This is a genomic window from Paraburkholderia silviterrae (genome assembly GCF_004353915.1).
GTDB lineage: Bacteria > Pseudomonadota > Gammaproteobacteria > Burkholderiales > Burkholderiaceae > Paraburkholderia > Paraburkholderia silviterrae.
In genome coordinates this window covers 467,107-488,049 of record NZ_SMRP01000003.1, presented here as the reverse complement: position 1 = coordinate 488,049, position 20,943 = coordinate 467,107, and the positions used below count along the sequence as shown (strand labels likewise).

Genomic DNA, 20,943 nt, shown 5'->3' with positions numbered 1-20,943 from the left:
CGGGGAGCCGTGCAACCGCTGCTGGCGATCGCCCCGGGCGGTCGCACGGATGTGACGCAATGAGAAGAAACGGCAAGCACTACTTCTTGACGGCCACCGTTGCGCCTTGCGGCTGCGTGGCTCCGGCCTTCGCCGGGGCACTCTTCGCGCCGGCCTGTGCCGCCGCCGCTGCTTGAGTCGATTGCGTCGATGGTGTCGATGGCGTCGACTGAGCCGCCAGTGCATTCGCAGGCCCGACCGACAATCCTTCGGCCTGCAAACGTTCGACGGTGTGACCACCCAGGCCCTTCACACGCTTGCCGAGATCGGACGCGTCCTTGAACGGCCCGTGTGCTCCGCGCTCGTCGAGAATGGCCTTGGCGCGCGCGGGCCCGATGCCCTTGATGCCGCGCAGCGCGTCCTCATTGGCCGTGTTGACGTCCACGGCCGCGAACACCTGGCCGAATGCGGCAACGAGCGCTACCGCGGCGAGCAATTTCTTGATCATGCTGGATCTCCGTTGATGCCCAACGCCGGCGACCATCGCCGGCGAGGAGAGTCCAGTTTAGGGAGAGGCGGCCTTCGCTTACACCTGGCCGGACAGCCAACGCACGTAGCGGTCCACCCCTTCTTGCACCGTCAGGAACGGCGCGTCATAGCCCGCGGCGCGCAGCTTGCCGAGATCGGCCTGCGTAAAGCACTGGTACTTGCCGCGCAGCGCGTCGGGGAACGCGATGTACTCGATGAGCCCCTGCTGCACCTGCTCTTCGAGCGTGAGCGCGCCCTTGCCTTCCATCACGCGCAGTGTGTTGACCACCGTGCTCGCGATGTCGTTGAACGGCTGTGCGCGGCCGCTGCCGAGATTGAAGATGCCGGTCTTCTCGGGATGATCGAAGAAAAACAGGTTGACCTTCACGACGTCTTCGACGGAAACGAAGTCGCGCGTCTGCTCGCCCGGCGCATAGCCGTTGTATTCGCCGAACAGCTTCACGCGGCCTTCGGCGCGGAACTGGTTGAAGTTGTGGAACGCCACGGACGCCATCCGGCCTTTGTGCGTCTCACGCGAACCGTACACGTTGAAGTAGCGAAAGCCCGCAATCTGGCTTTGCGCGGTGGGCAGCAGGCGGCGGATCACCTGGTCGAACAGGAATTTCGAATAGCCGTAGACGTTCAGCGGCGCTTCCACTTCGCGGTCTTCGACGAAACGGCTCGACCCGCCATAGATGGCCGCCGACGACGCATAGAGAAACTGCGTGCGCTGCGCGAGGCAGGTGTCGAGCACCGCGCGGCTGTAGCGGAAGTTGTTCTCCATCATGTAGCGGCCGTCGGTTTCCATGGTGTCCGAACAGGCGCCTTCGTGGAACACCGCGCGCACTTTGCCGAAATCGCCGCGCGCAAAGCGCTCGACGAACTCGGTCTTGTCGAGGTAATCGTCGATCTCGCAGTCGACGAGATTCTTGAACTTGTCCGCGCGAGTGAGATTGTCGACGGCGATAATGCGGTCTTCGCCGCGTTCGTTCAGCGCCTTGACGATGTTGCTGCCGATGAAGCCGGCCGCGCCGGTCACAATGAGGGTCATGGTAGTTCTGCGGTGAAGAGGTTCACGCGAGGCCGGGAAAACTCTCCGGAAATCCCTGCCTCACCGCGCCCGTCGAGTAGCCACGCTCATTGCGCTCATGGAGCTCAGCAGCGCGGCCACCCGCGGAACGTCATTGAAAGAGTTCGTCGTAATCGACGGTGGCGGTGCCGAGCTTGCCGACCACGATACCGGCGGCGCGGTTCGCGAGCGCAACGGCTTCGACGAGCGAAAGGCCCGCGCCCAGCGAGGCCGCGACGGTCGCGATCACGGTGTCGCCGGCACCCGAGACATCATACACTTCGCGTGCGACGGCCGGCGCGTGCAGCACGCCCTCATCGGAAAAGAGCGTCATACCCTCCTCCGAGCGCGTGAGCAGCAGCGCGTCGAACTGCAATTCGTGGCGCAGCTTCGTCACGCGCGCGAGCAGATCTGCTTCGGACTTCCAGGTGCCCACCACTTCGCGCAGCTCCGCGCGGTTCGGCGTGATGACGCTCGCGCCGCGATAGCGCTCCCAGTCGTCGCCCTTCGGATCGACCAGCACCGATTTGCCCGCGGCGCGCGCCTTCGAGATCATCTGCGTGACGTGCGTGAGGCCACCCTTGGCGTAGTCGGACATGAGGATCACGTCGTGGGTGGGCAGCAGCGCGTCGAAGCGCGCGAGGCCTGCGAGCAGTGCCTCATGTGTCGGCGACTTTTCGAAGTCCACGCGCAGCAGCTGTTGCTGGCGCGAGAGCACGCGAAGCTTGATCGTGGTGGGCAACTCGGGATCACGCTCGAGATACGCGTTCACATGGCTCTCGCCGAGCAGCTCGACGATGCGCTCGCCCGGCTCGTCATGTCCCACCACGCACAGGAGTCCTGCGCTCGCGCCGAGCGCCGCCGCGTTGCGCGCCACGTTGGCCGCGCCGCCGAGGCGGTCTTCCTGGCGCTGCACGTGCACCACGGGCACCGGCGCCTCCGGCGAGATGCGGTTGACGTCGCCAAACCAGTAGCGGTCGAGCATCACGTCGCCCACCACCAGCACGCGCGACGCAGCGAACTTCTCGCGCGGCACGACCGTCACTTCGGGTGCGAGCGTCGCGTTCTCAGGCTGCTGCATCGCTTGCGTGCTTGACGAGTTTGACATGAGGCCGTCCAATCGAGTGATAGTCAAAGCCGAGCTCCGCCATCGCGTCCGGCTCATAGAGGTTGCGTCCGTCGAAAATGCGCGGCGCCTTCAGCTCCTCTTTCAGATACTCGAAGTCGGGGGCCTTGAATGCCGTCCATTCGGTGACGATCACGAGCGCATCCGCGCCCGCGAGCGTGTCGTCCTCGCTCGCCGCGAACGTGAGGCGCGCATGCTGATCCGGCGCGTTGGCGAGATCGAGCGCAAACACGCGCCGCGCTTCGTCGGTCGCGACGGGATCGTAGGCCGAGACCGTCGCGCCGCGCGCGAGCAGCTCGGCGATCAGGCGGCGGCTCGGTGCCTCGCGCATGTCGTCCGTGTTCGGCTTGAATGCGAGGCCCCAGACCGCGAAGTGCTTGCCCGTCAGGTCCGGGCCGATCGACTTCACGATCTTGTCCACGAGCACGTCCTTCTGGCCGTGGTTCACGTCCTCGACCGCTTCCAGGATGCGCAGGTTCTGGCCCGACTCGGCGGCTGTGCGGATCAGCGCCTGCACGTCCTTCGGGAAGCACGAGCCGCCGTAGCCGCAGCCCGCGTAGAGAAAGTGATAGCCGATGCGCGGATCGGAGCCGATGCCGCGCCGCACCGACTCGATGTCGGCGCCCACGCGGTCGGCGAGATTCGCCATCTCGTTCATGAACGAGATGCGCGTGGCGAGCATGGCGTTGGCCGCGTACTTCGTGAATTCGGCCGAGCGCACGTCCATGTAAATCGTGCGCTCATGGTTGCGGTTGAACGGCGCGTACAGACGCTTCATCTTCTCGCGCGCGAGCTCCCCGTTCGCATCCTCGTCGATGCCGATGATGATGCGGTCCGGGCGCATGAAGTCGTCGACGGCCGCGCCCTCCTTCAGGAACTCGGGATTCGAGACCACCGAGAAGCGATGCTGGTTGCTCGCGCCGAGGCCGCGTTTGGCAAGCTCTTCGGCGAGCACGTCCTGCACGCGCTGGGCGGTCCCTACGGGCACCGTCGACTTGTCGACGATCACCTTGAAGCCGTTCATGTAGCGGCCGATGCTGCGCGCGGCTTCGAGCACGTATTGCAGGTCCGCCGAGCCGTCTTCGTCGGGCGGCGTGCCCACGGCGATGAACTGCACTTCGCCGTGCTCGACGCTCGCGGCGACGTCGGTGGAAAACGTGATGCGGCGCGCCTTGCGGTTGCGCTGGATGAGCTCGAGCAGGCCCGGCTCATGGATCGGCACGCCGCCGCCGTTCAGGATGTCGATCTTGCGCGGATCGACGTCGAGGCAGAACACGTCGTGACCGATTTCGGCAAGGCACGCCCCGGTGACGAGGCCGACGTAGCCGGTACCGATAATGGTGATTTTCATACGCGCTCCGGTGACAGATTCGGAAGTGGGTGTTGCATTAGCGCCGATGCGCACCCGGCAGGCGGCGCCCGCTCGCTCAGTGGCGTCGGCGTCTGGCGGCGCAAACGCGCGCGCCATGCGCCTTGAAATTGGGCGCCTCGCGCATCAGCTCGATGCCGGGATCGGCTCGACGCGGCGCGGCGCATAGGTTTCCCAGCCGCTGCAGCCGGGGCACTGCCAGTAGAACAGGCGCGCCCGGAAGCCACAGTTCTGGCACGTGTAACGTGGCAGATTCTTGGTGCGCTGCTGGATCAGCTTGCGCATGAGTTCGAGCTCGCTGCGCCGCGGCTCTTCGGCGGCGGCCTGCTGCGCTTCGAGCAGACGCGTCATGCCGGCGAGATTCGGCGACTTCTGCATCTGCGTGCGGGCGAGCGTGTGGGCCGCGTCCGTGCCGCTCAACTCGGCAACGTATTTATAGGCGACGTCGAGCAGATCGTTCGAGGAATGGCGGTCGACCCATTCGGTGAGCAGCTGCGCCCCCTCCTGCGCGCGGTCCAGCGCCTCATAGCCCTTCATGACCTTCTCGGCCACGAGCGGCAGATAGGCTGAATTCTGCGCCTCGACGCGCTTCCACTGCGCGAGCGCGGCTTGCCAGTCGCCGCTCGCGGCATCCACATCGCCCGCGAGTATCGTCGCGCGCACGTTCTGCTCATTGGCCTTGAGCGCGAGCGCGAGCTGGCGCCGCGCCTCGTCGGGGCTCTTGCGCTGCAGCGCCTCCTGCGCGAGCTCGCAATGGAACTGGGCGATTTCGAGGTCGAGCGACGGCGCACCCATGGTTTCGAGCAGGCGCGCGGTCTCGATGGAGCGGTTCCAGTCCTTTTCGATCTCGTAGATGGTGAGCAGCGCGCGCTGCGCGCCCTGCGCATAGTCACCCGACTTGAGCATGCTGAACGTCTCTTCGGCGCGATCGAGCATGCCGGCTTTCAGGAAGTCCTGGCCGAGCTCATAGAGCGCGTGATCGCGCTCGTTCACGGGCAGGTCCGAGCGCGACAGCAGGTTCTGGTGCACGCGAATCGCGCGATCGGTCTCGCCGCGACGGCGAAACAGATTGCCGAGCGCGAAGTGCAGCTCGACGGTTTCCGGGTCGAGCTTGGCGACCTCGATGAAAGCGTCGATGGCCTTATCGGGCTGCTCGTTGAGCAGGAAGTTCAGGCCGCGGAAATACGAACGCGGCAGATTGGCGCTTTCGGAAAGCAGCGCCTTCAGGTCGTAGCGCGACGCCACCCAGCCGAGCGCAAACGCGACGGGAATGACGAGCAGCCACCAAAAATCGAGATCCATGCGAGCGATGGTATGAGCGGTAATCAGGCCGCGCGTCGCGGATACCTATGAAACGCCTGGCAGGCGCCTATGAGATATCTACGACACACGGCACGGCAATTCGAATCAAATGAGCGGCGGCAGCGGCGGTTCTGCGGGCGTCGCCGGCGTTTCCTTCGCGCTGCGCAGATCGCGCTTCAAGCGACCGTTCTCCATGCGCAGCCGGAACAAGGGCGGCAGCGCCGAGAGCAGCCCCGCCAGCAGCCCGACCACGAAGAACGCGAGGCCGATCAGGATCAACGGAGCCTGCCACGAATAGCCGGCCAGGAAGTGCAGCGTCGCGGGATCCGTATTGCCCAGTGCGAGCACCAGCAGCAGCACGAACACCAGCACACGGATCACCCAGGCGATCAATCTCATGAAGGATTCTCTTGGCAGTTACAGGAAAGAAGCGCCGGCGCGGGTTGTCTGCTGCATCGCAGCATCGGCCGCACCGAAGTGTCCCGTATTGTAATGGAACGGCTTGCGAGCCGGCACGTGCGCGAAGCCGCAAGCCGCGGGCGGCCAATACGCGCGCGCCGGGCCGCGCTCGGGGAAGTCGCCATGCTCCCAAAACCGTGGACGAAAAAAAAGCGCCGGGTTTCGAAAAACCCTGCGCTTTTTTCGGTCCATGCACTGGCCATCTGGCATTGACCGCCAACGGCTGCAACCGCCGCAAATACCCTGCGGCGCTTACAGATCGTCGTCCGGCTCGTCTGCCTTCAGCGGCTCGCCCGAATTGCGGTCCACGCGCTCGCGCAACTCCTTGCCCGGCTTGAAGTGCGGTACGAACTTCTCAGGCACCAGCACCTTTTCACCCGACTTGGGATTGCGCCCCACGCGCGACGGCCGACGATTCAGGCCGAAGCTGCCAAAGCCGCGAATTTCGATGCGATGGCCCTTGGCAAGCGCCTCGGACATCGCATCGAGCATCGTCTTGACCGCGAAATCCGCATCCTTGAGGACAAGTTGCGGAAATCGCGTAGCCAGCTGCGCGACCAATTCAGATTTGGTCATACTTCAGCTTGCCCCCGTTTGAGGCTTACTGGTTCTGGCCGTCGAGCTTGGCCTTGAGCAGCGCGCCGAGGTTGGTCGTGCCAGTAGCAGCCTGACCCGAGTCAGCCGACATGCTGCGCAGCGCTTCCTGCGTCTCAGCCGAATCCTTGGCCTTGATCGACAGGTTGATGCCACGCGACTTGCGATCGATGTTGATGATCATCGCGTTGACCTTGTCGCCTTCCTTCAGCACGTTGCGAGCATCTTCCACGCGGTCTTGCGCGATTTCCGAAGCACGCAGGTAGCCTTCGACGTCAGCCGTCAGGGTGATAACCGCACCCTTCGCGTCCACCGACTTCACGACGCCGTCAACCGTTGCGCCCTTGTCGTTGATCGCAACGAAGTTGCTGAACGGGTCGCCTTCGAGCTGCTTGATGCCGAGCGAGATGCGTTCCTTCTCGACGTCGATGCCCAGAACCACAGCCTCGACTTCGTCGCCCTTCTTGTACTTGCGAACGGCTTCTTCGCCCGTTTCCGACCACGACAGGTCCGAAAGGTGAACCAGACCGTCGATGCCGCCAGGCAGGCCGATGAACACGCCGAAGTCGGTGATCGACTTGATCGCGCCTTGCAGCTTGTCGCCCTTCTTGAAGTTGCGGCTGAAGTCATCCCACGGATTCGGCTTGCACTGCTTCATGCCGAGCGAGATGCGGCGGCGGTCTTCGTCGATCTCGAGGACCATGACTTCGACTTCGTCGCCCAGCTGGACAACCTTCGACGGAGCAACGTTCTTGTTGGTCCAGTCCATTTCCGACACGTGAACCAGGCCTTCGATGCCCGACTCGACTTCGACGAACGCGCCGTAGTCGGTGATGTTCGTGACCTTGCCGAACAGGCGCGTGCCGGACGGGTAACGGCGCGAGATGCCTTCCCACGGATCGTCGCCCAGTTGCTTGATACCGAGCGAAACGCGGTTCTTTTCCTGGTCGAACTTGAGGATCTTGGCGGTGACTTCCTGGCCAACCGAGAGGACTTCGCTCGGGTGACGCACGCGACGCCATGCGATGTCGGTGATGTGCAGCAGGCCGTCGATGCCGCCGAGGTCCACGAACGCGCCGTAGTCGGTGATGTTCTTGACCACGCCGTTGACGATCGCGCCTTCCTTGAGCGTCTCGAGCAGCTTTGCGCGCTCTTCGCCTTGCGTGGCTTCGATCACTGCGCGGCGCGACAGCACGACGTTGTTACGCTTGCGGTCGAGCTTGATGACGCGGAATTCGAGCGTCTTGCCTTCGTACGGCGTCGTGTCCTTGACCGGACGCGTGTCGACGAGCGAACCCGGCAGGAACGCGCGGATGCCGTTGACCATGACGGTCATGCCGCCCTTGACCTTGCCCGTGATCGTGCCGGTCACGAGTTCGTTGTTGTCGAGGGCCTTTTCCAGCGACAGCCACGAAGCCAGACGCTTCGCCTTGTCGCGCGACAGGATGGTGTCGCCGTAGCCGTTTTCCAGCGCGTCGATCGCGACGGAAACGAAATCGCCCGCCTGCACTTCCACTTCACCCGCGTCGTTCAGGAACTCTTCGAGCGGAATATAGGCTTCGGACTTGAGACCAGCGTTGACGACCACGAAGTTGTGGTCGACGCGCACGACTTCGGCGGAGATCACTTCGCCGGCGCGCATGTCCTGGCGGGTCAGCGACTCTTCGAACAGAGCCGCAAAAGATTCGGTATTCGGGGTGGAGGTTTGCAGGTCGGACATAAAAATCTGGATTTGCATGGTTTTCGCTGCTCCGCCGGTCGGTCTGGACCGGTTGGGCGTTGAGGCCGGAACGCTTACGCTCGCGGCACAGATGCAAAAGCCATACGGGGTTAAAGGGTTTAATAAACGCCCCGCTTCCCAGCAGGGCACCAACACTTACTGCAACAACAACTTCTTACTGCGGCTTGCCGTGGCCGTCAGGGTGGCGCACGGAGCGCAGCTGGCTCGACTCCTGGTACCACTGCACGACCTGTTCGACCGCCTGGTCGATGGACAGCGCCGAGGTATCCAGCAGCTTCGCATCCGCTGCGGGCTTGAGCGGCGCGGCCGCGCGATTGCTGTCGCGCGCGTCGCGTTCACGCAAATCCCGGAGCAAGTCATCCATATTAGCAGAAAAACCTTTTTGGATCAATTGCTTATGCCGGCGGGCCGCGCGGGCCTCCACGCTGGCCGTCAAGAACACCTTCAGGTCGGCGTCCGGGAAGATCACGGTGCCCATGTCGCGGCCGTCCGCGACCAGCCCCGGAAGCTTGCGGAACGCCCGCTGACGGGCCACCAGCGCGGTGCGCACGGAAGAATGCGCGGCGATCACCGAGGCCCGGTTGCCCACTTCCTCGGCGCGAATTTCATTCGAAACGTCAACGCCGTCGAGCTGCGCGAGGCCTTCGCGGAACGTGATGTGGAGATCGTCGATCAGCTTCGCAAGCCCGTCGGCGTCATCGGCGGCAATCGCGTAGCGCACGCTTGCGAGCGCGGCGAGCCGGTACAGCGCGCCGCTGTCGAGCAGGTGAAAGCCGAGATGCGCGGCCACCAGCGTGGCCACCGTGCCCTTGCCGGAGGCAGTCGGGCCGTCGATGGCGATAACGGGCGTTGGATAAAAGGGACGGGTCGATTTCATGCGGCAAAGGGATTCGGCTGCGGAGCAATCATGGTTGTGCGAGCGCGAGGAAGCGCTCGAAATAATCGGGGAACGTCTTGCCGACGCACTTCGGGTCGTTGATGCGCACCGGCACGCCGCCGAGACTCACGAGCGAGAAGCACATGGCCATGCGGTGATCGTCGTAGGTGTCGATCGCGGCGTTCGGCGTGAGCTTTTGCGGCGGACGCACGACCAGGTAATCGGGGCCCTCTTCCACGTCGGCGCCCACTTTGCGCAATTCGGTGGCCATCGCCGCGATGCGGTCGGTCTCCTTCACGCGCCAGCTCGCGATGTTGCGCAGCGTGCTCGCGCCATCGGCGAAGAGCGCCGCTACGGCGATGGTCATCGCCGCGTCGGGGATCAGGTTGAAGTCCATGTCGATGGGGTCGAGCTTGCCGTGATCGTTGCCGATGCCGCGCACCTCGATCCAGTCGTCGGCCACCGTCACGTTCGCGCCCATGCGCATGAGCGCGGCCGCGAAAGCGACGTCGCCCTGGATGCTCGAGCGGCCCACGCCTTCCACGCGCACCGGACCGCCACCGATGGCGCCCGCCGCGAGGAAATACGAAGCCGACGAGGCATCGCCTTCGACCATGATCTTGCCCGGCGACTGGTAGCGCGCGCCCGCCGGCACCTCGAAGCGATGCCAGTCATGGCGCTCGACCTTCACGCCGAAGCGCTCCATCAGCTTGATCGTGATCTCGATGTAGGGCTTCGAGATCAGCTCGCCGTCCACCTCGACGACGCTCACGCCGCCCTGGGCGCGCACGAGCGGCAGCGTCATGAGGAGCGCGGTGAGGAACTGGCTCGACACGTCGCCACGCACGCGGATCGGCGCATCGACCGAGATTTGCGCGGGGCGGATGCGCAGCGGCGGATAGCCCTCGTTCTCCTCGTAATCGATCTTCGCGCCGATCTGGCGCAGGCCGTCGACGAGGTCGCCGATGGGCCGCTCGTGCATGCGCGGCACGCCATGGATGCGGTAGTCGCCGCCATTGACCGCGAGCGCCGCCGTGAGCGGACGCACGGCCGTGCCCGCGTTACCGAGGAACAGGTCCGCCTGCTTCGCGGTAAACGCGCCGCGTGTGCCCTGCACGACGCAAGTGTCGCCTTCGCGCGCGAGCTTCACGCCGAGCTTCGCGAGCGCGTCGAGCATCACGCGCGTGTCGTCGGAGTCGAGCAGGTTCGTGATCGTCGTTTCGCCCTCGGCGAGCGCCGCGAGCAGCAGCACGCGGTTCGAGATGCTCTTCGAGCCAGGCAGGCGGACCGTGCCGGAAGCACGGGTGAACGGTCCGAGATCGAGGTATTCCATGAGCGTGTCCTGATGGTGCTGCGGCGGGCTTCAGGATAATGCGCCGCGCCGGATGACTGTTGCCTACTTGCCTGGGGCCGCGCCGGCAGGATCATTGCCGGCGCCAGGGGAGCCCCCGGCCGCCGCGCCGCCTGCGCGCTTGCCGCCGCGTTCCTGCCACGCCTCGCGCGCCGCGCGCGAGCGCGCGAACACGGTTTCGAGCGCGGCGCCGTCGCCCGCATCGATGGCCGCACGCAGTTTCGCCAGCACATCAGTGTAGGCGTCGAGCTCGGCCAGCAGCGCGGTGCGGTTCGCGAGGCAGACGTCGCGCCACATTTCGGGGCTCGACGCGGCGATGCGCGTGAAGTCGCGGAAACCGCCCGCCGCGAACGAGAATTTCAATTCGGCGTCGGGCGTGGCCAGAATCTGGTCGACGAGCGCAAACGAGAGCACGTGCGGCAGATGGCTCACCGACGCGAATACGCGATCGTGCTGCGCGGCCGGCATCTGGCCAATCACCGCGCCCGTGGCGCGCCACATCGCGGCGATGCGCTCGAGCGCCTCGGGCGCGTTTTCTTCGAGCGGGCACAGCACGACATTGCGGCCCACGTAGAGGTCCGGCAACGCCGCCTCGACGCCGCTCGATTCGCGGCCCGCGATCGGGTGCCCCGGCACGAACTGGCCAATGCGCGCCCCCAGCGCCGCGCGCGCGGCGGCGATCACGTCGCCCTTGGTGCTGCCGGCGTCGGTGACGATGGTCTGCGGCTCGAGATGCGGCGCGATGCGCTCGAGCAGCGCCTGCGTCTGCGCGACAGGCGCCGCGATCAGCACGAGGTCCGCGCCTTCGAGCGCCGCGGCCAGCGCCGCTTCGTCGTCGAGCGTCGCGGCCGCGTCGATCACGCCCAGTTCGAGCGCGCGCGCCACCGAGTGCGCGCGGCGGCCCACGCCGATCACCCGGCCCGTGGCACCACTGCGCTCGCGCAAAGCGCGCGCGAGCGACCCGCCGATCAGGCCGACGCCGAAAATCACTAGCTTGTTGAAGGAAAACGCGCTCACGCCATCACCGGAAAAAAAGAAAAATTGCGCGCTCATGCGGCAGCGAGCGCGCGTTCGAGCGCTGCGAGGAACGCCGCGTTCTCCGCGGGCAGGCCGATGGTCACACGCAGCCACTGCGGCAAGCCATAGCCGCCGACCGGACGCACGATCACGCCCTGCTTGAGCAACTCGAGATTGACGCGCTCGCCAGCCGCGTCGTCCGCTTTGTCGTCCTTCGCTACGCGCACGAGCACGAAATTGCCATCCGACGGCACATATTCGAGGCCCATGCGCTCGAACGCGGCGGTGAGCGTGCGATAGCCTGCTGCATTCAGCTCCGCGCTCTTCTCGAGAAAGGCGGTGTCGCCGAGCGCGGCAATCGCCGCGGCTTGCGCGAGCGTGCTCACGTTGAAGGGCTGCCGCAGACGGTTGAGCAGATCGGTCAGCTCGGGCTGCGCGATCGCGAAGCCGATGCGCAGGCCCGCCAGCCCGTACGCCTTCGAGAAGGTGCGCGAGACGAGCAGGTTCGGATAGCGGCGTACCCACGCGATCGAGTCGTAGCGCTTGTCCGCCGCGAGATACTCGGTGTAGGCCTCGTCGAGCACCACGACCACGTGGCGCGGCACCTTCGCGATGAACGCCTCGAGCGCGGCGCCGTCGATGAACGTGCCCGTCGGATTGTTCGGATTCGCAACGAAGATCAAGCGCGTGTCGTCGGCGATCGCGGCGAGCATCGCGTCCAGATCGTGGCCGTACTTCACGGCCGGCGTCACGAGATGGCGCGCGCCGAGCCCCTGGGTAGCGAGCGCGTAGACCGCGAACGAGTACTGCGAATAGACGATCGACTGGCCGCGCTCGACGCACGCATGCGCCGCCATTTCGAGGATGTCGTTGCTGCCGTTGCCCAGCGTGATCCACTCGGGCGGCACGTCGTAGCGCGCAGCGAGCGCGGCCTTCAACTCGAATGCGTTCGAATCCGGATAGCGGCCCAGCTCGCTTGCCGCCTGAGCGATGGCGCGCTGCGCCGACTCGGGCATGCCGAGCGGATTCTCGTTCGACGCAAGCTTGACGATGCGCGCCTCGTCAAGGCCGAACTCGCGGGCAACTTCGGAAATCGGCTTGCCGGCGACATACGGTGCGATCGCGCGCACATACGAAGGGCCGAATTGCGTGGTCATGCCTGTCTCTCCTGTCGACCAGAATGAGCGCTTCAGCTGTCGGCCGGGGTTCGTGCTTTAGCACTGACTCCGGGCCCATGCAGAGCGCTTACTTTGGTCCCATGCAAAGCTGTCGGGCCAGAGCACGGCGTGCTGCCCCGTGCAGGAAACTTGCTCGCCTCTCCCGCCGCGCGGCCGTGAGGCTCGACGCAAATGCGAAAGCGAAGGAAAAGCGCGAAGCAAATGCGCAACGACAGCGGCGAAAATGGATACGCCGTGTTCAGCGCGCGCGCGGATACGAACCGAGAATCTTCAGGTACGCAGCCTTCTTGCCCAACTCTTCGAGCGCGGCAGCCACGGCCGGATCGTCGCGATGGCCTTCGAAGTCGATGTAGAAGTAGTACTCCCACGTGCCAACGCGTGCCGGACGCGACTCGAAACGCGTCATCGACACGCCGTGGCGCGCGAGCGGCTCGAGCAGCTTGTAGACTGCGCCCGGCTCGTTCTTCACCGAGACGATCATCGAAGTCTGGTCGTGACCCGAAACGCCCGCCGGCTGCTTGCCGATCATCACGAAGCGCGTGCGGTTATGCGGGTCGTCCTGGATCAGCGCATTGGCGATCAACAGGCCATAGTGCGTGGCCGCGCTCTCGCCGGCAATGGCCGCGATCGTCGGGTCTTGCGCCGCGAGGCGCGCGGCCTCGGCGTTGCTCGAAACGGCGTGGCGCTCGAGTTGCGGCGCGTTGGCCGAGAGCCAGCGCTGGCATTGCGCAATCGCCTGCGGGTGCGCGCATACGCGCTTCACGCCGTCGAGCGTGCCGCTTTGCGTCATCAGGTTGTGCTGGATCGGCAGCGCGATTTCGCCGCCGATCACGAGCTGCGTCTGCAGGAACAGGTCGAGCGAGCGCGACACCGCGCCTTCGGCCGAATTTTCGACCGGCACGACGCCGAACTCGGCGGCGCCCGCCTCGACCGCGCGGAACACTTCGTCGATGGACGGACATGCGAGGCCCTCGATCGACTGACCGAAGTACCCGTACATCGCCTGCTCGCTATAGGTGCCGACCGGTCCGAGGAACGCGACCGAGATCGTCTTTTCGAGCGAGCGGCTCGCGGCCATGATCTCGCGCCAGATCGCGCTGATATGGTCGTTGCCGAGCGGGCCTGCGCTCAGGTTCTGCAGGCGCTCGATCACCTGAAGCTCGCGCTCCGGGCGAAACACGGGTGCGTTGAAATGCTTCTTGACCTCGCCCACTTCGAGCGCGACCGCCGCGCGCTGGTTCAGGAGCGCAATGAGCTGGGCATCGATCGCGTCGATGCGCTCGCGCAGCGGCTTGAGTTGTGTGTTGAGTTCGTCGTCCATGCGTGAAACCGGCAATCTGAAAGGAGATGCACACGGCCCGGGAACGCAGGATGCGTCCGGGCCGGCACGCGCGCTGCGCGCTCGACTTAAGGCAGGAGGCCTCGTCAGGCGTGCTTCGCCTCGAATTCCTTCATGTACTCGACCAGTGCCTGCACTGCTTCGAGCGGCACCGCGTTGTAAATCGACGCCCGCATGCCGCCGACGGACTTGTGGCCCTTCAGCTGCAGAAGCCCGCGCGCCTTCGCGCCGGCCAGGAAATCATCGTTACGTGTCTCGTCGGCGAGGAAGAACGGTACGTTCATCCGCGAGCGCGCGCGGCGCTCCACCTTGTTGATATAGAAGCTGCCCGCGTCGATCGTGTCGTAGAGCAACTGCGCTTTTTCGATATTGCGCGCCTCGATGGCCGTGAGGCCGCCCTGGCGCTTGAGCCACTTGAACACGAGCCCCGCGATATAGATCGCATAGGTGGGCGGCGTGTTGTACATGGAGTTGTTCGCGGCAACCGTCTTCCACTCGAACGCCGACGGGCAAAGGGCCATCGCGCGGTCGAGCAGGTCTTCGCGCACGATCACGACCGTCACGCCCGCCATGCCGATGTTCTTCTGCGCGCCGCCATACAGCACGCCGTATTTGGCGATGTCCATCGGGCGCGAGAGGATGTGCGACGAGGCGTCGGCCACGAGCGGGATGTCGCCCAGGTCGGGAATCTCGAAGGTCTCGACGCCGTCGATCGTCTCGTTCGTGCACAGGTGCACATAGGCGGGGTCGTCGGAGAGCTTCCACTCGCTTCTCGCCGGCGAATGCGTGAAGCCCGCTTCGGTGCGGCCCGTCGCGGCGATATGCGCCGCGCCGTATTTGAGCGCTTCCTTTTGCGACTTCTGCGACCACGAACCCGTGATCACGAAGTCGGCGCGCGGCTTCGTGCCGAACAGGTTCAACGGCACGATCGCGTTCTCGCCGATGCCGCCGCCCTGCAGGAACAGGATCTGGTGGCTCGCCGGCACCTGCATCAGCTCGCGCAGATCGAGCAGCGCCTCGCTGTGGATCTGCATGAACTCCGGGCCGCGATGGCTCATTTCCATCACGCCCATGCCGCTGCCGTGCCAGTCGAGCATTTCGTCGGCGGCCTGGCGGAGCACCTCTTCGGGCAATGCTGCCGGTCCGGCGGAGAAGTTGAAGACGCGCATCTAAAGGGATTCCCGAGGCAGGCGCTACGGCAACAAGCCGGATGCGCCGGAAAAAGATAATGGCCGCTTGTGCTTATCGCACAAACGGCCATTATCGCATTCTCGCCGGGAACCCGCCAACGCGGGCCTCCCGGGCGATGCACCCCGATCTGGCCCGTCATTATGCGCCGCCAGGCGCGCGAAAGAACGGGCTGAACGAGGCGCTGCGGACGATGCTTACTTGCCCGGCTTGACCGAAGCGACTTCCTTGTCGGCCTGGTCGCGCGTAGCCTTGATCGACTGCGGCATGTACTTCTGCATCAGGCCATTGACGACGTCGCGGCCCACCTGGTCTTGAACCTGGATGAACTTGCGGCCGGTCGGGCTGCGGTAGAACGTGGTCAGGTCCTTGATTTCCTGCGTGCTGTAGTACTTCGCATAGGCGTCGTACTGAGCCTGCATCGCGTCTTGCTGGAAACTGGGGGTCGTGAAGACCTGGCCTGCCGAGTCAACCAGCTTCGGCACGGCGTTCTTTTGCAGCGTCGGGACGGAAGCTTGCTTTTGCTTGTCCGTCATCGTCTTGTTTTCCGACAGCGCGTCCGACAGGATCGCCGGGACGAGTTGCTTCGCCTGCATTTGCGCGCTGTTGCCGATTGCGCCGACGAGCTTCTGCGCATCGATCGCGTCCAGCAGGTCCTTGATCGCGGCCTGCTTGGCCGAATCGATCGGTGCTGCGGCAGCAGCCGGGGCCGGCGCCGTGGCGGGCGCCTGGTTCTGAAGCGCCTGAGCCATTGCGAACGTCGGCACGAGAGCGGCCAGCAACATTACCTGCTTGAATCGTTTTTGCATCATTACTCCCTCTGAGAAAATAATCGAACTGCCTGCCGCGCGAACCGTGGGGCGCTCCGGGGTGCGCCTTGCGCGCCCGCGCCGCCCGATCCAACGATCCGCCCGGCACCATTCAGCACCGTTGGCCACTCGAATCGCCTACGGCATTCCTGACACGAAGCGGCCCGCTCACGCGGGCCGCCGGGCCACATCAACCTGCGCGCGAAGATTACTCTTCGCTTTCACCCTCACCTTCGGCGATATCGCCTTCGGCATCGGCCTCCGCGACCTGCTGCAGACCCGAAAGCTTCGTGCCTTCGTCGAGGCTGATGAGTGTAACACCTTGCGTTGCACGGCCCATTTCGCGGATCTCCGAGACACGCGTGCGGATCAGCACACCCGTGGTCGTGATCAGCATGATCTGGGCTTCGGAGTCGACGAGCGTTGCCGCCACCACCTTGCCGTTGCGCTCCGAGGTCTGGATCGCGATCATGCCCTTCGTGCCGCGGCCGTGGCGCGTGTACTCGGTGATCGGCGTGCGCTTGCCGTAGCCGTTCTCCGTTGCGGTGAGCACCGACTGCTGCTCGTCGCCTGCCACGAGCAGCGCGATGACCTGCTGGCCGTCTTCGAGCTGCATGCCGCGCACGCCGCGCGCTTCGCGGCCCATCGGGCGCACATCGTTTTCGTCGAAGCGCACCGCTTTGCCCGCGTCCGAGAACAGCATCACGTCATGCTCGCCGTCCGTGATGGCCGCGCCGATCAGATAGTCGCCGTCGTCAAGACCGACCGCAATAATACCCTTGCGCAACGGGCGGCTGAATGCTTCGAGAGGCGTCTTCTTGACCGTACCGAGGGCTGTCGCCATAAACACGAACTTGTCCGCCGAGAACTCCTTCACCGGCAGCACGACGTTGATTTTCTCGCCGTCCTGGAGCGGGAACATGTTGACGATCGGACGGCCGCGCGAGTTGCGCGAACCCTGCGGCACTTCATAGACCTTGACCCAGTACACACGGCCCCGGTTCGAGAAGCAGAGAATGTGGTCGTGCGTGTTGGCGATGAAGAGCGTGTCGATCCAGTCGTCTTCCTTCATCGACGTCGCCTGCTTGCCGCGACCTCCGCGCTTCTGGGCGCGATATTCGGACAACGGCTGCGATTTCACGTAACCCGAGTGCGACATGGTCACCACCATGTCCTGCGGCGTGATCAGATCTTCGGTGTTCAGCTCGGTCGCGTTCATCTCGATCTTCGAGCGGCGGGCATCGCCGAATTCGCTCTTGATCGAGGTGAGTTCGTCGGAGATCATGACCGTTACGCGCTCGGGGCGCGCAAGGATGTCGAGCAGGTCGGCGATTTGCGCCATGACTTCGCGGTACTCGCCAATGATCTTGTCCTGCTCCAGCCCCGTCAGGCGCTGCAGACGCATTTGCAGGATTTCCTGCGCCTGCGTATCGGACAGACGATAGAGGCCGTCTGCCTGCATGCCGTATTGCGGGTTCAGACCTTCCGGACGATACGCTTCGCGGCCGCCGGCGGAGGCGTTTTCCTGCTCCGCACGCGTGAGCATCTCGCGCACGAGCGACGAATCCCACGGACGGTTCATCAACTCCTGCTTCGCGATCGGCGGCGTGGGCGCGGCCTTGATGATGGCGATAAAGTCGTCGATGTTCGCGAGCGCGACCGCGAGGCCTTCGAGCACGTGGCCGCGTTCGCGCGCCTTGCGCAGTTCGTATACCGTGCGCCGCGTGAGCACTTCGCGGCGGTGCGACAGGAAATGCTCGAGCATTTCCTTCAGGTTCAGCAGCTTCGGCTGGTTGTCCACCAGCGCGACCATGTTCATGCCGAACGTGTCCTGAAGCTGCGTCGCCTTATAAAGATTGTTGAGGATGACTTCCGGCACTTCGCCGCGCTTGAGTTCGATCACGACACGCATGCCGCTCTTGTCGGACTCATCGCGAATGTCAGAAATGCCTTCGAGCTTCTTCTCGTTGACGAGCTCGGCGATGCGCTCCAGCAACGAGCGCTTGTTCACCTGATACGGCAGCTCGTCGACGATGATCGCCATGCGCTGGCCGCGATCGATCTCCTCGAAGTGCGTGGCCGCGCGCATCACGACGCGGCCGCGCCCGGTGCGATAGCCGTCGCGCACGCCGGCGACGCCATAGATGATGCCGGCGGTCGGGAAATCCGGCGCCGGAATGATCTCGATCAACTCATCGATGGTGGCCTGCGGATTCCTCAGCAGGTGCTGGCAAGCGTCGACCACTTCGTTGAGATTGTGCGGCGGAATATTCGTGGCCATGCCGACCGCGATGCCCGACGAACCGTTGATGAGCAGGTTCGGGATGCGCGCGGGCAGGATCTGCGGCTCGCTTTCGCTGCCGTCGTAGTTCGGCCCGAAGTCGACGGTTTCCTTGTCGATGTCGGCGAGCAACTCGTGGCCAATCTTCGCCATGCGGATTTCGGTGTAACGCATGGCCGCGGCGTTGTCGCCGTCGATCGAGCCGAAGTTGCCCTGGCCGTCGACCAGCATGTAGCGCAGCGAGAAGTCCTGCGCCATCCGGACGATGGTGTCGTATACAGCGGTGTCGCCGTGCGGGTGGTATTTACCGATCACGTCGCCGACGATACGCGCCGACTTCTTGTAGGCGCGGTTCCAGTCGTTGTTCAACTCGTGCATCGCGTAGAGCACGCGCCGGTGCACTGGCTTCAGGCCGTCACGCACATCCGGAAGCGCCCGTCCGACGATCACGCTCATCGCGTAATCGAGATACGAGCGGCGCATTTCCTCCTCGAGGGAGATAGGCAGAGTCTCTTTGGCGAATTGATCCATTATCGATGTCGTTGTCGGGCACACGAGACTGCCCGGCTAGCCTGCAGGCCGGACGAGCCGCGCAACGCGCCCTGCTGTCGCATGGGCGCCGCAGACGCAGCGCAATCTTATGATTCTATCATGCGCGGAGCCCCTGCCCGCCCCCTGGGCGCCGTGTGCGTATACCTATTAGTGGGGTGAGCCCGAGCGGCTCAAAACGGCGCAAAGCGGGTCAAGCGCACCGGCAAATATCATGCGCCAACGAAGTCCGGGGAACTTTTGCGTGATAAAGCGCAGCACCCGCTAAAAGACACCTTGCACTCCTCCATCAACCAGGCACACTACCAGGAGATCGAGCGGGAACTTTTTGTTGCGGGTGTACCACATTCGACGAGCCCCAATGAAAGGGGCGGATTTTTTTTATCGTCGGACGGGAACGATATGGCAAAATGCCAACGCACAAAGTTAGACACCGCTCGAAGTCTACACAAGACGTGTCTCACAACTCGCCAATGTTATACTTCGAGCAATGTATGACTAGTCTTCGTCATATGGCTCGCAGTAAACCTGCGGTAATCTCAATTTCGAGAGGAGAAATATGAATAAACTTTCAAAGCTCGCGTTCATTGCAGCTACCGCAGTTGTGGCTGCATCCGCTCAGGCACAATCGGTGCCGGCGTCGCGACAAGCCGTCAATGACAACTGGGTGAATGGTACCGGCGAATACGTGTGGATGAACGGCACGAACGAGCTTTGCTGGCGCGATGCTTTCTGGACGCCGGCCACCGCCAACGCAAAGTGCGATGGCGCCCTGGTCGCCCAGGCACCGCAACCGCCGGTCGCTCCGCCGCCGCCGGCAATCACGAGCCAGAAGATCACGTATCAAGCTGACGCCCTGTTCGACTTCGACAAGGCTATCCTGAAGCCGGCTGGCAAGGAAAAGCTGGACGATCTGGCAAGCAAGACCCAGGCGCTGAACCTCGAAGTCATCGTTGCGACCGGCTACACCGACCGCATCGGCTCGGCTGCCTACAACGACCGTCTGTCGCTGCGCCGTGCGCAAGCCGTCAAGTCGTACCTGGTCAGCAAGGGCGTTCCGGCCGACCGCGTCTACACGGAAGGCAAGGGCAAGCGCAACCCGGTTACGACTGGCTGCAACCAGAAGAACCACAAGCAACTCGTCGCCTGCCTCGCACCGGATCGCCGCGTGGAAGTCGAAGTTGTTGGCACGCAGAAGCAACCGCAACAGTAATCTGCGAGCTGCGACAGCAAGTCTCAAAGCCCCGCTTCGGCGGGGCTTTTTTTATTCGCTTGCTGCGTCGCTTTTTCCGCCGCTTGTTTCGTATCACGCAGACAATAGCCCCTATCTGCCGCCGAACGTGCGCACAACTTCCCGGCATTGAGGGCGATGGCATCGCCACCCATTTTGCCGCCGCACGCCCCCGCCTATATACTCGGGGCTTACTTATTCTCACTGGCCCTGGCGCGCCAGAGGCCTCTCCGACATGACCAACGCCGATCCCCACGAGCTGCAGAAATTCAGCGATCTCGCTCATCGCTGGTGGGACCCGAACGCGGAATTCAAGCCGCTGCACGAACTGAACCCCATTCGCCTTGGCTGGATCGATAGCCATGCGCATCTGCCTGCAAAGCGCGTGCTCGATATCGGCTGCGGCGGCGGCATCCTGTCCGAATCGATGGCGGGCCTCGGCGCGAACGTAAAGGGCATCGACCTCTCCAGCGAAGCGCTGGGCGTCGCGGACCTGCACAGTCTGGAAAGCGGGATTACGGTGGAATACGAGGAGATTGCGGCCGAAGCGATTGCGGCGCGCGAGCCCGCTTCGTTCGATGTGGTCACCTGCATGGAAATGCTCGAGCACGTGCCGGAGCCACTGAGCGTGGTGAAGGCCTGCGCGACGCTCGTGAAGCCGGGCGGCTGGGTGTTCTTCTCCACGCTCAACCGCAATGTGAAGTCATACCTGCTTGCCGTGATCGGCGCGGAGTACATCGCGCAGATGCTGCCCAAGGGCACGCACGATTACGCGCGCTTCATTCGCCCTTCGGAGCTCGCGGGCTTCGCGCGCGAAGCCGGCCTGGGCCCGGCCGAAATCAAGGGCATCACCTATAACCCGCTCACGCGCCGCTTCGCACTGTCGAACGACTCCAGCGTCAACTATATGATTGCCTGCCGGCGCGACGCCTGAAGCCACCCGCGCGCCTCCTCCG

At 64.3% G+C, this 20,943-nt stretch carries 19 protein-coding genes; 2 read left to right on the top strand and 17 right to left on the bottom strand.

The window, feature by feature from the left end; genetic code table 11:
- Positions 1–79: 79 nt before the first annotated feature.
- The 17 genes from EYW47_RS09675 to gyrA all read right to left on the bottom strand — a co-directional run bounded on the left by EYW47_RS09675 (position 80) and on the right by gyrA (position 18,738).
- Positions 80–487, bottom strand: coding sequence for a ComEA family DNA-binding protein (locus tag EYW47_RS09675; protein WP_133194630.1), 408 nt, complete (start codon positions 485–487; stop codon positions 80–82).
- Between the two features lie 78 nt (positions 488–565).
- Positions 566–1,558 carry an ADP-glyceromanno-heptose 6-epimerase gene (rfaD, locus tag EYW47_RS09670; protein ID WP_133194629.1) on the bottom strand — a complete coding sequence of 331 codons (993 nt, stop codon included), beginning with the start codon at positions 1,556–1,558 and terminating at the stop codon, positions 566–568.
- 130 nt (positions 1,559–1,688) lie between these two features.
- A complete protein-coding gene (rfaE1, locus tag EYW47_RS09665) occupies positions 1,689–2,684 on the bottom strand; it encodes a D-glycero-beta-D-manno-heptose-7-phosphate kinase (protein WP_133194628.1) in 996 nt (331 codons plus the stop codon).
- Positions 2,644–4,053 (bottom strand): UDP-glucose dehydrogenase family protein, encoded by a 1,410-nt coding sequence (locus tag EYW47_RS09660; RefSeq protein WP_133194627.1) that lies wholly within the window; start codon positions 4,051–4,053, stop codon positions 2,644–2,646. Before EYW47_RS09660 ends, rfaE1 begins: the two co-directional genes overlap by 41 nt.
- A gap of 144 nt (positions 4,054–4,197) precedes the next feature.
- Positions 4,198–5,373, bottom strand: a complete 1,176-nt coding sequence (gene lapB, locus EYW47_RS09655; RefSeq protein WP_133194626.1) for a lipopolysaccharide assembly protein LapB — start codon at positions 5,371–5,373, stop codon at positions 4,198–4,200.
- Between the two features lie 105 nt (positions 5,374–5,478).
- The gene (locus EYW47_RS09650) at positions 5,479–5,772 is read right to left on the bottom strand and encodes a lipopolysaccharide assembly protein LapA domain-containing protein (protein WP_028215905.1); all 294 of its coding nucleotides are present in this window, start codon (positions 5,770–5,772) and stop codon (positions 5,479–5,481) included.
- Between the two features lie 18 nt (positions 5,773–5,790).
- Positions 5,791–6,024 (bottom strand): hypothetical protein, encoded by a 234-nt coding sequence (locus tag EYW47_RS41335; RefSeq protein ID WP_205710042.1) that lies wholly within the window; start codon positions 6,022–6,024, stop codon positions 5,791–5,793.
- 60 nt (positions 6,025–6,084) lie between these two features.
- Entirely contained in the window at positions 6,085–6,408 is a 324-nt protein-coding gene (locus EYW47_RS09645; protein WP_027817382.1) for an integration host factor subunit beta, read from the bottom strand.
- Positions 6,409–6,433: 25 nt separating this feature from the next.
- Positions 6,434–8,164, bottom strand: coding sequence for a 30S ribosomal protein S1 (gene rpsA / locus EYW47_RS09640; protein WP_133194625.1), 1,731 nt, complete (start codon positions 8,162–8,164; stop codon positions 6,434–6,436).
- A gap of 157 nt (positions 8,165–8,321) precedes the next feature.
- A complete protein-coding gene (cmk, locus tag EYW47_RS09635; protein WP_133194624.1) occupies positions 8,322–9,044 on the bottom strand; it encodes a (d)CMP kinase in 723 nt (240 codons plus the stop codon).
- Positions 9,045–9,072: 28 nt separating this feature from the next.
- The gene (gene aroA / locus EYW47_RS09630; RefSeq protein ID WP_133194623.1) at positions 9,073–10,377 is read right to left on the bottom strand and encodes a 3-phosphoshikimate 1-carboxyvinyltransferase; all 1,305 of its coding nucleotides are present in this window, start codon (positions 10,375–10,377) and stop codon (positions 9,073–9,075) included.
- 63 nt (positions 10,378–10,440) lie between these two features.
- Positions 10,441–11,448, bottom strand: coding sequence for a prephenate dehydrogenase (locus EYW47_RS09625; RefSeq protein WP_133194622.1), 1,008 nt, complete (start codon positions 11,446–11,448; stop codon positions 10,441–10,443).
- Positions 11,445–12,569 carry a histidinol-phosphate transaminase gene (hisC, locus tag EYW47_RS09620; RefSeq protein WP_133194621.1) on the bottom strand — a complete coding sequence of 375 codons (1,125 nt, stop codon included), beginning with the start codon at positions 12,567–12,569 and terminating at the stop codon, positions 11,445–11,447. Before hisC ends, EYW47_RS09625 begins: the two co-directional genes overlap by 4 nt.
- Before the next feature lie 259 nt (positions 12,570–12,828).
- The gene (pheA, locus tag EYW47_RS09615; protein ID WP_133194620.1) at positions 12,829–13,911 is read right to left on the bottom strand and encodes a prephenate dehydratase; all 1,083 of its coding nucleotides are present in this window, start codon (positions 13,909–13,911) and stop codon (positions 12,829–12,831) included.
- 104 nt (positions 13,912–14,015) lie between these two features.
- On the bottom strand, positions 14,016–15,098 hold the full coding sequence (gene serC, locus EYW47_RS09610; RefSeq protein ID WP_133194619.1) for a 3-phosphoserine/phosphohydroxythreonine transaminase: 1,083 nt from the start codon (positions 15,096–15,098) through the stop codon (positions 14,016–14,018).
- Between the two features lie 216 nt (positions 15,099–15,314).
- On the bottom strand, positions 15,315–15,926 hold the full coding sequence (locus EYW47_RS09605) for a DUF2059 domain-containing protein (RefSeq protein WP_133194618.1): 612 nt from the start codon (positions 15,924–15,926) through the stop codon (positions 15,315–15,317).
- A 208-nt stretch (positions 15,927–16,134) separates the two neighbouring features.
- Entirely contained in the window at positions 16,135–18,738 is a 2,604-nt protein-coding gene (gene gyrA, locus EYW47_RS09600; RefSeq protein ID WP_133194617.1) for a DNA gyrase subunit A, read from the bottom strand.
- Positions 18,739–19,315: 577 nt separating this feature from the next.
- On the opposite strand from gyrA, the gene ompA reads away from it, so the two are divergent.
- Positions 19,316–19,969: an outer membrane protein OmpA gene (gene ompA / locus EYW47_RS09595; protein WP_133194616.1), complete on the top strand. Its 654-nt coding sequence runs from the start codon at positions 19,316–19,318 to the stop codon at positions 19,967–19,969.
- A 253-nt stretch (positions 19,970–20,222) separates the two neighbouring features.
- On the top strand, positions 20,223–20,921 hold the full coding sequence (gene ubiG, locus EYW47_RS09590) for a bifunctional 2-polyprenyl-6-hydroxyphenol methylase/3-demethylubiquinol 3-O-methyltransferase UbiG (protein ID WP_133194615.1): 699 nt from the start codon (positions 20,223–20,225) through the stop codon (positions 20,919–20,921).
- The last annotated feature ends 22 nt before the right edge of the window (positions 20,922–20,943 follow it).

What these genes read in the sequence shown, in the direction of transcription:
- EYW47_RS09675 (WP_133194630.1), bottom strand. Translation starts at nt 487, where the DNA reads ATGATCAAGAAATTGCTCGCCGCGGTAGCGCTCGTTGCCGCATTCGGC.
- rfaD (WP_133194629.1), bottom strand. Translation starts at nt 1,558, where the DNA reads ATGACCCTCATTGTGACCGGCGCGGCCGGCTTCATCGGCAGCAACATC.
- rfaE1 (WP_133194628.1), bottom strand. Translation starts at nt 2,684, where the DNA reads ATGTCAAACTCGTCAAGCACGCAAGCGATGCAGCAGCCTGAGAACGCG.
- EYW47_RS09660 (WP_133194627.1), bottom strand. Translation starts at nt 4,053, where the DNA reads ATGAAAATCACCATTATCGGTACCGGCTACGTCGGCCTCGTCACCGGG.
- lapB (WP_133194626.1), bottom strand. Translation starts at nt 5,373, where the DNA reads ATGGATCTCGATTTTTGGTGGCTGCTCGTCATTCCCGTCGCGTTTGCG.
- EYW47_RS09650 (WP_028215905.1), bottom strand. Translation starts at nt 5,772, where the DNA reads ATGAGATTGATCGCCTGGGTGATCCGTGTGCTGGTGTTCGTGCTGCTG.
- EYW47_RS41335 (WP_205710042.1), bottom strand. Translation starts at nt 6,024, where the DNA reads ATGGACCGAAAAAAGCGCAGGGTTTTTCGAAACCCGGCGCTTTTTTTT.
- EYW47_RS09645 (WP_027817382.1), bottom strand. Translation starts at nt 6,408, where the DNA reads ATGACCAAATCTGAATTGGTCGCGCAGCTGGCTACGCGATTTCCGCAA.
- rpsA (WP_133194625.1), bottom strand. Translation starts at nt 8,164, where the DNA reads ATGCAAATCCAGATTTTTATGTCCGACCTGCAAACCTCCACCCCGAAT.
- cmk (WP_133194624.1), bottom strand. Translation starts at nt 9,044, where the DNA reads ATGAAATCGACCCGTCCCTTTTATCCAACGCCCGTTATCGCCATCGAC.
- aroA (WP_133194623.1), bottom strand. Translation starts at nt 10,377, where the DNA reads ATGGAATACCTCGATCTCGGACCGTTCACCCGTGCTTCCGGCACGGTC.
- EYW47_RS09625 (WP_133194622.1), bottom strand. Translation starts at nt 11,448, where the DNA reads ATGAGCGCGCAATTTTTCTTTTTTTCCGGTGATGGCGTGAGCGCGTTT.
- hisC (WP_133194621.1), bottom strand. Translation starts at nt 12,569, where the DNA reads ATGACCACGCAATTCGGCCCTTCGTATGTGCGCGCGATCGCACCGTAT.
- pheA (WP_133194620.1), bottom strand. Translation starts at nt 13,911, where the DNA reads ATGGACGACGAACTCAACACACAACTCAAGCCGCTGCGCGAGCGCATC.
- serC (WP_133194619.1), bottom strand. Translation starts at nt 15,098, where the DNA reads ATGCGCGTCTTCAACTTCTCCGCCGGACCGGCAGCATTGCCCGAAGAG.
- EYW47_RS09605 (WP_133194618.1), bottom strand. Translation starts at nt 15,926, where the DNA reads ATGCAAAAACGATTCAAGCAGGTAATGTTGCTGGCCGCTCTCGTGCCG.
- gyrA (WP_133194617.1), bottom strand. Translation starts at nt 18,738, where the DNA reads ATGGATCAATTCGCCAAAGAGACTCTGCCTATCTCCCTCGAGGAGGAA.
- ompA (WP_133194616.1), top strand. Translation starts at nt 19,316, where the DNA reads ATGAATAAACTTTCAAAGCTCGCGTTCATTGCAGCTACCGCAGTTGTG.
- ubiG (WP_133194615.1), top strand. Translation starts at nt 20,223, where the DNA reads ATGACCAACGCCGATCCCCACGAGCTGCAGAAATTCAGCGATCTCGCT.